This is a genomic window from Rhodopseudomonas palustris (genome assembly GCF_003031265.1).
GTDB classification, from domain to species: domain Bacteria; phylum Pseudomonadota; class Alphaproteobacteria; order Rhizobiales; family Xanthobacteraceae; genus Rhodopseudomonas; species Rhodopseudomonas palustris_H.
In genome coordinates this window covers 4,929,623-4,943,333 of the sequence record NZ_CP019966.1, presented here as the reverse complement: position 1 = coordinate 4,943,333, position 13,711 = coordinate 4,929,623, and the positions used below count along the sequence as shown (strand labels likewise).

Here is a 13,711-nt window from a genome sequence, read left to right as displayed (position 1 = left end):
GCGCAATGTTTCCTTCTTAAGGTCGGCGTTCCGCCGATGAAACCGGGAGTGGCGTGCGTGCACATCGATTTGAACCCGAAGCTCGACTTTCGCGACGTGCTGATCCGGCCCAAGCGTTCGGTGCTGTCGTCGCGGTTCGAGGCCAACATCAAGCGCGACTTCCGCTTCCGCCATTCCAGCCGGGCCTGGACCGGCTTTCCGCTGATCGCCTCCAACATGGACACCATCGGCACGCTGGAGATGGCGAAGGCCGTCAGGCCGTTCGGCGCGCTGGTCGCCCTGCACAAGTTCCATCATCCCGATCGGCTGGCCGAATATCTCGCCGGTGACGAGGACGCCAATGTGTTCGTCACCGTCGGCACCGGCTCGGCCGATTGGGAGCGGCTCGCTGCGGTGAAGGCCAAGGTCAAGGTACCGATGCTGAACATCGACGTCGCCAATGGCTACACCGAAGCCTTCGTGCGCGCGGTGGCCAAGCTGCGCGACGAGAATCCGGATGCGATCATCATGGCCGGCACGGTGGTGACCGCCGAGATGACCGAGGCGCTGGTGATCGCCGGCGCCGACATTGTCCGTGTCGGCATCGGCTCCGGTTCGGTGTGTACCACGCGCGATCTCACCGGTGTCGGCTATCCGCAGCTCTCGGCGGTGATCGAATGCGCCGACGCGGCACACGGCCTGAAAGGCCACGTCTGCTCCGACGGCGGCTGCGTCGTCCCCGGCGATCTCGCCAAGGCTTATGGCGGCGGTGCGGACTTCGTCATGCTCGGCGGCATGCTGGCCGGCCATGACGAGTGCGGTGGTGAATTGAAATATGCCGAGCAGGACGGGCAGAAGACCCCGACCAGCATGGTATTCTACGGCATGTCCTCAGAGACCGCGATGAACAAGTATCACGGTGGCGTCGCCGATTATCGCGCCGCCGAAGGCAAGACCGTGGAGGTGCCGTATCGCGGCGAGGTTCGCGCCACGGTCGAAAAGATCGCCGGCGGACTGCGCTCGGCGATGACCTATATCGGCGCCGAGAACCTCAAGGAAATTCCGAAACGGACCACCTTCATCCTGGTGAACGCCCAGCGCAATACGGTGTTTGATCGCTGATCCGGTTGCCGACAGGTCCCACTGGTCTCTCCTCGTCATTGCGAGCGAAGCGAAGCAATCCAGAGACTCAGTGCACGGCGCTGGATTGCTTCGTCGCTTCGCTCTTCGCAATGACGGGGCTGGTCGGCTGCGACGCAGAATGACTATTGCGCGCGAAACCGTTCGACGAACTGCTGCAGCGTGACGGCAATCGCCGCGGTCTTGTCGCCGATGCGATATTCGGGACCTGCGACCACCACCGACAGCCGGCGCTCGCCGATCGGCAGCGGCACCGCCACCCCGGCGAGGTCGCGGCTGTAATCGGCAAAGCTCTGGCAATAGCCGCGCTCGATGGATATGCGCAACTCTGCCTCGACCGCCTCGATGCTGATCGGGGTGGTGTGGTTGTATTGCTTGAACTCGATCTTGCGATACAGCGAGTCGCGCTCGTCCTTGGAGTATTGCAGCAGCAGCGCCCGGCCGCTCGACGTCGCGTGGATCGGCACGCGGTGACCGACCTTGGCGAAGTAGCGGATCGCGGCTGCGGATTCGACGACGTCGATGAACACCGCCATCACCCCGGCCGGCGCCGCGATCGCGACCGTCTCACCGGTCTCCGCCGACAGCGCCGCGATCAGCGCGTGAGTCCAGCCCGGCAGCGGTTCGACCTCCGCGACTTCCCGAGCCATTACCAGCCAGCGCGGCGTTGGATAATAGCCGGCGCGCGGCCGCGGTTCGTACAGATAGCCCTTCTCGGCCAGCGTGGTCAGCAGGTTGAAGGTCGACGAGCGCGGCCAGCCGAAATGATCGGCGATTTCCGCCAGCGTCGCCGGCTTCTTCACGCGCGCGAAGTATTCCAGGATGTCCAGAACATTTGCGGCTTGGCGAACGATCATCTGGGCCCCTCGGGGCGGCCGACCCGGCCACCCGCGGTTGTCATAGTCCGAGAATTTTCTGCGCGGCGCGCAGATGCGGCTTGTCGAGCATCTTGCCGTCGAGCCGCAGCGTTCCGGCGTTGGGATTGTCGGTGAACGCCGCAATCACTTTTTCCGCCCAGCTCCGTTCGGCCTCGGTTGGGGCGAAGGCGGCGTTGACGATGTCGACGTGCTTGGGGTGGATCAGCGCCTTGCAGGTAAAGCCGTCGCGCCGCGCGGCGCGGGTCTCGGCTTCGAGGCCGGCGAGATTGTCGATGTCGGTATAGACGGTGTCGATCGCGGTGACCTCGGCCGCCGCCGCGCCCATCAGGCACAGGTCGCGCGCGAGGCGGTACGGGCTGTGAAACACGCCGCCCGAGCCGTTCTCGGTGGCGCCGAGCGAGGCGGCGAGGTCTTCCGCGCCCCACATCAGCCCGGCAAGCCGCGGCGAGCAGTCCTTGTAGCTGCCGAGTCCGAAGATCGAGCCGGCGGTCTCGGTCGCGACCACGACGATCCGGGTCACTCCAGGCTCGATACCCGCGGCGGCTTCGAACGCATCGAGCCACAGCGCAACGTTGCGCACGTCGTTACCGCCGCGCGATTTCGGCAACACGATGCCGTCGGGCCTCGCCGGCATCACGGCAGCGAGGTCACCAAGCGTGCGGCCGGTGTCGAGCGCGTTGACGCGGACATAGAGCTTCTGCCGGCCGCGCGGCGCCTGCAGCATGGTGCGGGTCAGGCTGCGGGCTTGGTCCTTCTTCTCGGCGACGACGGAATCTTCGAGGTCGATGATCAACGCGTCGGCGGTGCCTTGCGACGCCTTTTCGAATTTGCGCGGGCTGTCGCCCGGCACGAACAGCATCGAACGCATCAGGCCGGCCTCTTGTGCATCAGCGCCGTGCGCAGGCACCTGCCGACGATCTCGTCGTTCTGGTTTAGCGCGTGGTGTTCGAACTCGACGATGCCGGCGTTCGGGCGCGACTTCGACTCGCGTTTCGACAGCACTTTCGTGGTGGCGCGCAGCGTATCACCGTGGAATACGGGCTTGGGGAAGGTCACGTCGGTCATGCCGAGATTAGCAACGGTCGTGCCCAGCGTCGTATCATAGACGGTCATGCCGATCATGATGCCGAGCGTGTACAGGCTGTTGAAAATACGCTGGCCGAATTCGGTCTTCTCCGCAAAATGCGCGTCGATGTGCAGCGGCTGCGGGTTCAGCGTCAGCAGGCTGAACATCGTGTTGTCCATCTCGGTGACCGTGCGCGTCAGCGCATGCCGGAATTCCTGGCCGACCTCGAACTCCTCGAAGTACATCCCCGCCATTGATCGTCGTCTCCCTGTGATTCAATTGGGCCCGCGGGCCGGTGTCAGTCGGGCAGATGCACCGCCTTGCTGTGGCCCAGGCGGTCGATCTCCGCGGCCGAGAACCCTGCTTCGATGAGGATGTCGCGGCCGTTGCCGCCGAGTGTCGGCGCTGGAGCGCCGGGCTCCGGCTGTGTCGCGCTCCAGGTCGACGGCACTTTCATCTGGCGTACGCGTCCTTCGACCGGGTGCTCGACGGTCTCGAAGAAGCCGACCGCACGCAGATGCGGATCGTCGAGGATCGACTCCATGCTGTGCATCGGCATCACCGGAATATCGGCGCGCTCCAGCAGTTCGCGCCAGTCCGCGGTGGTGCGGGTTTGGAAGATGGCGCCGATCTCTTCGTAGATCTCGTCGATGTGTCGGGTGCGCGCCGCGTGATTGGCGAAACGTGGCTGCGCCAGGAAATCGGTGCGGTCGATCGCCTCGAAGAAGCTGCGCCATTGCTTGTCGTTGTAGATCAGCACGCACAGATAGCCGTCGCTGGTGCGGTACGGCTTGCGGGAGCGCGACAGCAGGCGGGCGTAGCCGCCATGGTCGAGCGGCGGCTCATAGGTCAGTCCGCCGAGATGATCGACCAGCACGAATGAGGCCATCGACTCGAACATCGGCACGTCGATGCGCTGGCCTTCGCCGGTGCGCTGCTGATGCAGCAGTGCGCCGAGCATGGCGTTGACGGCCATCAGCCCGACGATGCGATCGGCGATGGTGATCGGCACGTAGCGCGGGGTGCCGTCGCCGGCCGCCGCGAGCAGCGTCGGCACGCCGGCCGCGCCCTGGATCAGATCGTCATAGGCCGGCTTGGCGGCGTAGGGGCCGTCCTGGCCGTAGCCGAATGCGCCGAGATAGATGATGCCCGGATTGACCGCGGCGACCTGCTCGTAGCTCAGGCCGAGCCGTGCCATCGCCTGCGGACGCACGTTGTAGATCAAAGCGTTGGCTCGCGCGGCGAGCTGCAGCAGAGCCTGCCGACCTTCCTCCTGCTTGAGATCGATAACGATGCTGCGCTTGCCGCGATTGGTGTTGAGAAACATCCCACCCATGCCGGGCGTGCGGCCGGGACCGATATGGCGAACGATGTCGCCCTCCGGGCTCTCGACCTTGATGACGTCCGCGCCCATGTCGGCGAGCGTCTGAGTGGCATAGGGCCCCATCAGCACCGAGGTCAGGTCGAGTATCGTAATGCCAGACAGGGGTCCCAACGCGCGATCCTTCAGTTCACACGCGTGTAGCTAGAATTCAAAAAATAACCCGGTCAACCGATTTGGCTGTTCGCGCGGCGCATAGCTCCATGCACTGTCCATCATATTGACTAAAAAATTCACCTGTATGTACGATCCCTCCATCAAAGCGGCACAAGCCGCCCCGGCCGCTGCTGCGGACGGACACAGGGAGGACTTCGGATGCGGACAAGCGTGGCTTGGGCGGTGGCGTTGTCGCTGCCGGTGACGATGGCGTTGGCGCCTGCTCAGGCGCTCGAACTCAAGGTCGCCGACTCGTTTCCCGCCGGGCACTATCTGGTCCGCCTGATGCTGAAGCCGTGGATGGACGACGTCACCAAGCGCACCAACGGCGCGGTGACCTTCAGCTATTATCCGAACCAGCAGATGGGCAAGGCGACCGACCTGCTGCGCCTGACCCAGTCGGGCGTTGTCGACATCGGCTACATCGCGCCGTCCTACGCGTCCGACAAGATGCCGCTGTCGGAAGTCGCGCAACTGCCGGAGTCGTTCACCACGAGCTGTCAGGGCACGATGGCCTATTGGAAGAGCGCACGTGACGGCGTGCTCGCCAAGCAGGAATACGCGCCCAACAAGATCAAGCTGCTGATGGCCGTGGTGCTGCCGCCGTATCAGGTGTTCACGGTGAAGCAGAAGGTCGACTCGATGGACACGATCCAGGGCCTGAAGCTGCGCTCGACCGGCGGCGCGCAGGACCTGACCCTGCGCGCGCTTGGCGCCGTGCCGGTGCGCATGGCGGCGCCGGATGCCTATGAGTCGCTGGCGCGCGGCACCATGGACGGGGTGCTGTTCCCGGCCGACAGCATCGCGTCCTACGGCCTCGACAAGCTGGTCAAGCACGCCACCGACGGTGTCAGCTTCGGCTCGTTCATCGTCGCTTATTCGATCAGCGAGCGGGCCTGGGCCAAGCTGCCGGACGACGTCAAGAAGGCGATGGAAGAAGCCTCCGAGGCGATCGAGCCGAAGGTCTGCGCCGACGTTGACAAGGAACAGCAGCAGACCCGCAAGCAGCTCAACGACGCAGGCGTGACCTTCGATCCGATCCCTGACGCCACCAAGGCGCAGATGAAGGACAAGCTGAAGGGCGTCGCCAAGGAATGGGCCGCCGGCATCGACTCCCGCGGTAAGCCGGGCACGCAGGCACTCGAAGAGTTCCAGAGCCTGCTCGCCGCTGGTGCCGGCAAGTAAGCGTCCCCTAGACAACGCGTGGAGACCGCGTGATGCAGCGAGCCAGTGCCGCTCTCGCCGCGCTCGAACGAGCGCTGACGTTGATCGCGGTCACCTTCATGTTCGCGATCATGGTGCTGGTAGTGGCGGACGTTTTCATGCGCTACGCGCTGAACCGTCCTTTCTCCTTCACCTACGATCTGATCGGCCTCTATTTGATGGCTGGCGTGTTCTTCCTGACGCTGTCGGACGCGCTGCGTGAGCACGTTCATGTCGGCGTCGACATTCTGGTGCCGCGGTTCTCTCTCGCGGGGCGGCGCCTCGCCGAGATCGTCACCGCGCTGACCGGCCTGTTCGTGTTCGCGCTGCTGTGCAAGGTCGGCTTCGACCGCGCGCTCGATAACTTCCAGCAAAACGACGTGCTCGCCGGCGCGATCCCGTGGCCGACCTGGATTTCGGCGGCGCTGGTGCCGTTCGGCTGCGGCGTGCTGGTGCTGCGGCTCGTGCTGATGCTCGCGGGCCATGTGGCGAGCCTCGTCACCGGCCGCGACCTCTATCCGTTGCCGCCCCTGGTCGGGGTCGGTGAAGCCAAGTCCTTCGAATAGCGGCGGCCGACATGACAACCTTGATCGTTCTCGGCTTGCTGTTCGTCCTGCTCGCGATAGGCACGCCGGTTGGCTTCGCGATGGCGTTCTCCGGCTCGGTCGGCCTGCTGATGGTCGGCGGCACCGGCACGCTTTTTGGCATCCTGGAAACTGCCCCGCTGTCGACGGTGTCGTCCTATGAACTGATCACCATCCCGATGTTCCTGCTGATGGCAGAACTCGTCCTGCTCTCCGGTGTCGCCGACGCGTTGTTCAAAACCGCCTCCGCCTGGGTTGGCCGCATCCCCGGCGGCCTCGGCATGGCGACCGCGCTCGCCGGCGCCGGCTTCGGCGCGATCTGCGGCACCAGCACCGCGTCGGCCGCGACGCTGTCGTCGACCAGCCTGCCGGCGATGATCAAGCAGGGCTACGAGCCGAAGATGGCGGCCGGCGTGGTGGCGATCTCCGGCACGCTGGCGATGCTGATCCCGCCCAGCGTGGCGCTGGTGATCTTCGGCCTGCTCGCCGAGGTCAACATCGGGCAGCTCTTGATTGGCGGCATCATTCCCGCCGCGCTGGTCACCGCGACCATCATGGCGACGATCTACGTCCTGGTCTGGCTCGATCCGTCCCACGCGCCTCGGGTGGCGTCGGTACCGTGGCGCGAGCGCTTCGTGCTGCTGTGGCAGATCGGCCCGATGCTGGCACTGTTCACGCTGGTCACCGGCACGATCTATCTCGGCGTCGCCACCCCGACCGAGGCCTCGGCGCTCGGTGCCGCCGGTGCGCTGGTGCTGGCGATCTCCAAGGGCAAGGTGACGCCGAGGACGCTGTACAAGGCGCTGCTCAGCGCCAGCTACGGCACCTGCATGATCGTGACCATCCTGGTCGGTGCGTCGATCTTCGGTTACTTCTTCACGCTCACCCATGTCACCCAGGATCTCGTCGCCTGGGTCGGGTCGCTGGAGACCTCGCGCTGGGTGATCATCACGCTGATCCTGTGCGGCTACATCGTGCTCGGCTCGTTCATGGATCAGATCGCCATCCTGGTGCTGACGGTGCCGATCGTGATGCCGCTGATCAAGTCGCTCGGCTTCGATCCGATCTGGTTCGGGGTGATCAAGATCGTCACCGCGGAAGTCGGGATGATCACGCCGCCGGTCGGGTTGAACTGCTTCATCGTCGCGCGCTACGCCAAGCGGCCGGTCGCCGAAGTGTTCCATGGCACGTTCCCGCACTTCATCGCCCACCTGATCGCGATCGCCATCATGGTGGCGTTCCCGAGCATCATTCTGTGGCTGCCGTCGCAGATGGCGCCCTAGGCCTCACGCAACGTCCGCTCGTCCGTCAAGCAACAACAACACAAAGAGCCAGTCATGGACTTCGCACTCACCGATCAGCAGGAAGCCATCCGCGATGCCATCGCCAAGATCTGCGAGGGCTTCGACGACGCCTATTGGCTGAAGAAGGATCGCGAGGGCGGCTTCCCGCACGACTTCCACAAGGCGCTGGCCGATGCCGGCTGGCTCGGGATCTGCGTGCCGGAGGCCTATGGCGGCTCCGGCCTCGGCATCACCGAGGCGGCGATCATGATGCGCGCGATCTCGGAATCCGGCGCCGGCATGTCGGGCGCATCGGCGGTGCATATCAACGTGTTCGGTCTCAATCCCGTCGTGGTGTTCGGCACCGAGGAGCAGCGCCAGCGGATGCTGCCGCCGATGGTCGAGGGCCGCGATAAAGCCTGTTTCGCCGTGACCGAGCCGAACACCGGCCTCAACACCACCCAGCTCAAGACCCGCGCGGTGCGGAAGGGCGACCGCTACGTCGTCAACGGCCAGAAGGTGTGGATCTCGACCGCGCAAGTCGCGAACAAGATCCTGCTGCTGGCGCGCACCACGCCGCTCGAAGAGGTGAAGTCGCCGACCCACGGCCTCAGCCTGTTCTATGCCGATTTCGATCGCACCAAAATCAAGGTGCATGAGATCGAGAAGATGGGTCGCAAGATCGTCGACTCCAACGAGCTATTCTTCGAGGATTTCGAGATCCCGGAAACCGATCGCATCGGCGAGGAGGGCAAGGGCTTCCACTACATCCTGGAAGGCATGAACCCCGAGCGGGTCCTGATCGCGGCCGAAGCGGTCGGGCTCGGCAAGCTGGCGCTGTCGCGTGCCGCCGACTACGCCAAGAGCCGGATCGTGTTCAACCGCCCGATCGGCCAGAACCAGGGGATCCAGCATCCGCTGGCAAAGAACTGGGTCGAGCTCGAAGCCGCCTGGCTGATGGTGATGTCGGCGGCGTGGCAATACGACCAGGGCATGCCGTGCGGCGCTGCCGCCAATGCGGCGAAGTATCTGGCCGGTGAGGCGGGCTTCCAGGCCTGCGAGCAGGCGGTGATGACCCATGGCGGCTTCGGCTACGCCAAGGAGTATCACGTCGAGCGCTATTTGCGCGAAGTGATGATCCCGCGGATCGCGCCGGTCAGCCCGCAGCTCGCGCTCAGCTTCATTGCCGAGAAGGTGCTCGGCCTGGCGAAGTCGTACTGAACGCGGGTCCGGCGCGAGGCCGCCGATGTCCGACGAGAGCGCGCCGATCGACTTCGCCGGCCTGATCCGCGCCGGCGATCTCGTGGTGTGCGGCCAGGCGACCGCCGAGCCGCTGACGCTGACCGAGGCGCTGATGGTGCAGGCGGCTGATCTGCCGCCATTCCGGCTGATGGTCGGGCCGGTGTTCTCGGACACGTTCGTGGCCGCGCTGCCGAACGTCTCGTTCGTCAGCTACGGCGTGATCGGCAACGCTCGGAAGCTGGCGCGCGCGGGCCGGCTCGATGTCATTCCCAGCAACTACTCGGCGTTCTGCGCCGACTTCGCCACCGGCCGCCACCGCGCCGATGTCGTGCTGGTGCAGCTCGCAGAAGCGCCCGACGGCCGCCTCAGCGCCAGCCTGTCGTGCGACTACGTCATCGATGCCGCGCGCCGCGCCCGGGTGGTGATCGCCGAGATCAATCCAGACGCGCCGTTCACATATGGCGCGGAGTGGCCGGACGAGGTGCCGATCCACATTCGCGTCGCCGCGCGGCGCCAGCCGCTGGAGCTGCCATCGGGCACACTCGACGACGTGTCACGCAGGATCGCCGCCAACGCCGCCGGGCTGATCGCCGATGGCGCCACGCTGCAGTTCGGCGTCGGCAAGATTCCGGATGCGATCCTGTCGTCGCTGGCGCATGCGCGCGATCTCGGCATCCATTCCGGCCTGATCAACGACGCGGTGGTCGAGCTGATCGAGTGCGGCGTCGTCACCAATGCACGCAAGGGCGTCGATCCCTGCGTCACCGTCACCAATCAGCTGATCGGCACACAGCGGCTGTATCGGTTCGCGCATCAAAATAGGTCGGTGCGGCTGCAGCCGGCCGCCTACACCCACGATCACGGCGTGTTGGGACGGATCAGCAGGCTGACTGCGATCAACTCGGCCTTGCAGGTCGGGCTCGACGGCAGCGTCAACGCCGAGACGCTGAACGGCACCGCCATCGGCGCGATTGGTGGCCAACTCGATTTCGTCCGCGGCGCCAATGCCTCGCCGGGTGGCCGGGCGCTGATCGCGCTGCCGGCGACGGCGCCGGATGGAGCGAGCCGGATCGTCGCACGGGTCGAGACGGTGACGACGCCGCGGGCAGACGTCGACGCGATCGTCACCGAATGGGGCGTCGCCGAGCTACGCGGCTGCAGCCTTGCGGAGCGCGCGCGGCGGATGATCGCCATCGCGGCGCCGGAGCATCGCGACCGGCTCACCGAACAGGCCCGGACGATCGCCTAAGTCTACGCGCCTGTGCGCGGGCGGATAGAACCGGACTTACGCCGCTTCGCTGTCGCCGTCGTCGTCGCTGAAGTCTTCCAGCATCGGCAGCGCCATGCCGTCGATCTCGGCCAGCGCCTTGCCGGCGATACCCTGCAGGTCGCCATACATTCCGGCGGTGGCTTCGAGAACGCCGCGGATCTGCGCCTCGCGCTTGGCCCACATCCGCATCATCGAGCGGCGTTCCTTGTCGAGATCGCTCTGCATCTCGGTGAACTTCTCGACGATCGCTTCGATCCGCTGCCGGAACGCGGGGCCGGTGAGGTACTGGTAGGTCAGCTCCATCTTGGTCTGCTGGCCGACGCCGGCCTGGCGCGCGGCGGCGAGCTCGATCAGCGACTGGCGCAGTGCGATCGCCACCGGGATCGCGCAGCGCGCTTCGGTGACCCAGACGCCGTCGATATGGTCGAAGGTGTGCACGCCCTTCGGCAATGCGTTGGAGACGATCAGCGCCAGCTCGGCCTTGGCCTTGCGCTGGTCGTCACGCAGCTTGGTCAGCCAGCCGTCCGACCAGTTTTTGGTGCGCTTGAATTCCCACAGGATGCTGCCGCACGGCTGCGCCGCGGCGCTCACCACCCGCTGCAGCACGTCGCCGCCGAACTCGCCTTTCGGCACCGGCTCGATCTGGTCGTGCGGAAACTTGGCGCGCAGTGAGGCTTCGAGTTCGAGCTCCAGCACCTCGCCCTGCAATTGCTGCGAGCCCTGTTCGGCCTTGCGCTTCAGATCCTCGATCTGCCGCTGCATCGCGGCGATCTGCTCTTCCTTCTCGGTGACCTTGAGCCGCAGATTATCCTCGGCGGCCTGCTGGGCCTTCTGCCGCGCCTCTTCGAGGCCGGCTTGGACCTGCTTCTCGATCGTCAGATGAAGCTCGCGCTTCTCGTCCTCGAGCAGCCGCTGCTTCTTCACAAACTCGGCCTGCGCCTGCTGCGCCTCGGCCAGCTTGGCGTCGCGACTCTTCAGCACCTCCTGCAGCTCGGCAAGCTGCCGCGCCTTGTCAGCGAGATCGTTTTCCGCGAGGCGCTTCGCCTTGGCGGCTTCCTCCGCGGCGATCCGCGCCCGCGCCGCCGTCACCTGGTCGGAGACCTGCTGCGCCACTGCAGCCTTGGCCTTCTCGACCTCCGCCTGCTGCGCCCGCAGCGCCTGCTCGCGCCCGGCGATGTCCTGATCCTTCTGCTTGATCAGCCGCTCGTATTTGGCCTGCGTGTCCTTCAGAAGCGGCGCCGCCAGCGACTCGGTCAGCGGCACCGACGAGGCGCAGTTCGGGCAGGTGATGGTCAGATCGGTCATGGGATTTGCGAATCTCGTGGCTCGGGAGCGATGCGGCGGAGTCTAGCCGAGGTTCATGGAATGTTCACGGAGAAAGAGCGCGGAACTCACCGGTGAGCCAGCCGGCTCGGTCTTACCACCTCTCGGCTACTTTGCGCCGTCGGCGGCCGTGTGCTCGGGAAAACGCGTCGCCAGCACCGTCTTGAGGAATTGGTAGTGGCCCATGCTGGTCTCCAGTTCGCGCAGTCGGCGTTCGCCATTGGCGATTTCGGTGCTGAACTGGTTCTGCAGTGCGGTGTCCTCGGGGGCGCGGTCGATATATTCGTCGGTCTCGGTGCCGACGGTGATCGCCGCCCGCGCCAGCACGTCGTGGAGCCGCTCGCTCAGTCCGGCATATTCGGCCTGCGCTGCCAGCAGCGCCGCTTCAATCGCGCCGACGATCGACCCGACCCGCGCCGCATCGGTCTCCGCGTCCCGCGCCGCATTGCGGGCCCGGAACTGATTGGCGGTTTTGGCGCGTGAAAACAGCTGAAACATCTCGGCAATCCACCAGCGGCAAAGACCGTATGAAATTCTACTGGCGGGCGAATTTCAATCGGAATACGCATCGGCATGCTCTCCCCGCAGTGTCCTGCCATCGCGAACGCCGACACAAGCCCGCGAAAAGCGAGCGCGCCAAGTGTTGAAGATGTTTGGGGAGTGACCGAGCCTGAGATGGCTGCCTACAAATCGCTGGTGCTGCCGGACAGGATTGAACTGTGGTGCTAGCTGCCTATCTAGTTGATTCTATTGATCTTCAAGGCCGGGAAGGGTTGAAGTTCGTGACAGTTGTCCGCGTCACCTTCTCAGCATGGACCTCCATTCGAAGGCTCGCACCAAAAAAGAGCTTGAGCGAGTGAGGCTAACCGACTGGAATCAAGGCGCCAACACAGCAGGCTGGGTCGGCGATATCGACGCCTGACGCCGTTGCTCCGCTAGACAGCATCGTTCGTCGATCTGAGAACGACCAAGCCGCTCTCGCGAGGCGAACAATCAATTCCTTCTTCTTGTAAGATCGATGCCGATGATCTCAATGTTGTCCACATTTGGATGCTTCCAAGCAATCCGCGTCCAATGTTCACGCAGCGCACCTATCAAGCCATCGAAATTGACCGCGTGCACTGATCCCGAGCTTGGATCGAGTATCTCCCAGGAAACCTTCTTACCTCTATACACGAGAACAAACAGTCCTCGGCCCGACCGATTGTCTCGAAGGTAGTCGCCGGCTAGCTGATTCTCTAATCGCTCCAAAAGTGCTGGACCACTCCATTTGTCTGCGATCTTTAACTCTGCTGGAACCGGCGCATCAATCCAGGCGCAATGAAATCTGAGATCAGGTCTCTTCGCGTCGGCGAGCTCTTCTTCCTGCGGTATGGAGTATCGTCCGAACGCCATTTGCCGAAGCTCTCGGCCAAGGAAATTCCTCAGCTTCGTCTCTTCGTCGACCGTCTGAATGATGTCGGCCACGCTATCGTCGCCATTCTCCAAACTGTCTTTCAAATCCAGTAGTCGCAGTGCTGCAAGATCGGCCAACTCTCGGTGAGTCGATGGCCTTCGGTCTAGCCGATCGTTGAACTCGCGAACATTTGTCTCCGACCAAGGCTCTAGATCAGCGTCTTGCTCAGCTCTTCTCAAACATAGCAGCTCGATCGAGTGGTGTGATTTATCAGTACGCCGAACGGACGCTATCTCGCTCAAAGCAACGAAGGTTTCCTTTCCCGGGAGCCTATTCAGTTCTTGGATAATCCGATCTCGTGCATCCTGCGCGTCATCGCGCAGCCCGGGCGAGTATGTGCCCGTCCCGAGACGATCAATGTCGTCTTCCTCACGTATGTATTGCCGCATCAGCAAGTAGAGCGACTTCAGATGCTGTGGCGTAATGAATCGCTTTCTAACCGTCAGCGCATCCGATCGCCTTCCGCCCCAAAGTTCTGTAACGAACTTCATGGCGAAAGTGGTCTTGTCCTCGCCGCTTTCCATCCCCGATAGAGTTTTGGCGAGCTGCGCAACTGCTTGATCAGGTTCGACGCTGACCCATAAAGCCAGCCATTCGGCGAGGTTCGCGGACTGGTCTTCAGTGACCTTTCTAGCGGCGAGGCTAGCAATGTCGAGGTCTTCAACCCTTGATCCTAGAATGACTGTCAGCATTTTCCGGAGAGTCGTTGAATTGGCCGGTTCAAACCGATCTAGAATCGAAAGGAGCACC

The 13,711-nt window shown here is 64.1% G+C and carries 13 protein-coding genes; 6 read left to right on the top strand and 7 right to left on the bottom strand.

Annotated elements, in window-relative coordinates:
- Positions 1-57 precede the first annotated feature (57 nt).
- Complete coding sequence (locus RPPS3_RS22960) at positions 58-1,101, top strand: GMP reductase (RefSeq protein WP_107346108.1); 1,044 nt, start codon at positions 58-60, stop codon at positions 1,099-1,101.
- A 143-nt stretch (positions 1,102-1,244) separates the two neighbouring features.
- Here RPPS3_RS22960 and RPPS3_RS22955 read toward each other — a convergent pair whose 3' ends face one another.
- The 4 genes from RPPS3_RS22955 to RPPS3_RS22940 are packed head-to-tail and all read right to left on the bottom strand — an operon-like array spanning position 1,245 to position 4,558.
- A complete protein-coding gene (locus RPPS3_RS22955; RefSeq protein WP_107346107.1) occupies positions 1,245-1,976 on the bottom strand; it encodes an IclR family transcriptional regulator in 732 nt (243 codons plus the stop codon).
- A 40-nt stretch (positions 1,977-2,016) separates the two neighbouring features.
- Complete coding sequence (locus tag RPPS3_RS22950; protein ID WP_199852172.1) at positions 2,017-2,865, bottom strand: HpcH/HpaI aldolase/citrate lyase family protein; 849 nt, start codon at positions 2,863-2,865, stop codon at positions 2,017-2,019.
- Positions 2,865-3,317, bottom strand: a complete 453-nt coding sequence (locus tag RPPS3_RS22945) for a MaoC family dehydratase (protein WP_107346105.1) — start codon at positions 3,315-3,317, stop codon at positions 2,865-2,867. Before RPPS3_RS22945 ends, RPPS3_RS22950 begins: the two co-directional genes overlap by 1 nt.
- A gap of 44 nt (positions 3,318-3,361) precedes the next feature.
- The gene (locus RPPS3_RS22940) at positions 3,362-4,558 is read right to left on the bottom strand and encodes a CaiB/BaiF CoA transferase family protein (RefSeq protein ID WP_107346104.1); all 1,197 of its coding nucleotides are present in this window, start codon (positions 4,556-4,558) and stop codon (positions 3,362-3,364) included.
- Between the two features lie 201 nt (positions 4,559-4,759).
- Here RPPS3_RS22940 and dctP point away from each other — a divergent pair, with 201 nt between their 5' ends.
- From dctP to RPPS3_RS22915, 5 genes are read left to right on the top strand one after another with little or no spacing between them, the layout of a single operon-like run.
- Positions 4,760-5,785: a TRAP transporter substrate-binding protein DctP gene (dctP, locus tag RPPS3_RS22935; RefSeq protein ID WP_107346103.1), complete on the top strand. Its 1,026-nt coding sequence runs from the start codon at positions 4,760-4,762 to the stop codon at positions 5,783-5,785.
- A gap of 32 nt (positions 5,786-5,817) precedes the next feature.
- Positions 5,818-6,369: a TRAP transporter small permease gene (locus tag RPPS3_RS22930; RefSeq protein ID WP_164638118.1), complete on the top strand. Its 552-nt coding sequence runs from the start codon at positions 5,818-5,820 to the stop codon at positions 6,367-6,369.
- Positions 6,370-6,380: 11 nt separating this feature from the next.
- The gene (locus RPPS3_RS22925; RefSeq protein ID WP_107346101.1) at positions 6,381-7,670 is read left to right on the top strand and encodes a TRAP transporter large permease; all 1,290 of its coding nucleotides are present in this window, start codon (positions 6,381-6,383) and stop codon (positions 7,668-7,670) included.
- 54 nt (positions 7,671-7,724) lie between these two features.
- The gene (locus tag RPPS3_RS22920; RefSeq protein WP_107346100.1) at positions 7,725-8,891 is read left to right on the top strand and encodes an acyl-CoA dehydrogenase family protein; all 1,167 of its coding nucleotides are present in this window, start codon (positions 7,725-7,727) and stop codon (positions 8,889-8,891) included.
- Between the two features lie 25 nt (positions 8,892-8,916).
- Entirely contained in the window at positions 8,917-10,161 is a 1,245-nt protein-coding gene (locus RPPS3_RS22915; protein ID WP_107346099.1) for an acetyl-CoA hydrolase/transferase family protein, read from the top strand.
- A gap of 36 nt (positions 10,162-10,197) precedes the next feature.
- On the opposite strand, the gene RPPS3_RS22910 is transcribed toward RPPS3_RS22915, so the two are convergent.
- The 3 genes from RPPS3_RS22910 to RPPS3_RS22900 form a co-directional block, all read right to left on the bottom strand.
- Positions 10,198-11,487: a DUF2130 domain-containing protein gene (locus tag RPPS3_RS22910; protein ID WP_107346098.1), complete on the bottom strand. Its 1,290-nt coding sequence runs from the start codon at positions 11,485-11,487 to the stop codon at positions 10,198-10,200.
- Positions 11,488-11,613: 126 nt separating this feature from the next.
- Positions 11,614-12,003, bottom strand: a complete 390-nt coding sequence (locus tag RPPS3_RS22905; protein ID WP_107346097.1) for a hypothetical protein — start codon at positions 12,001-12,003, stop codon at positions 11,614-11,616.
- Positions 12,004-12,498: 495 nt separating this feature from the next.
- Positions 12,499-13,653 (bottom strand): hypothetical protein, encoded by a 1,155-nt coding sequence (locus tag RPPS3_RS22900; protein WP_107346096.1) that lies wholly within the window; start codon positions 13,651-13,653, stop codon positions 12,499-12,501.
- Positions 13,654-13,711: the final 58 nt, after the last annotated feature.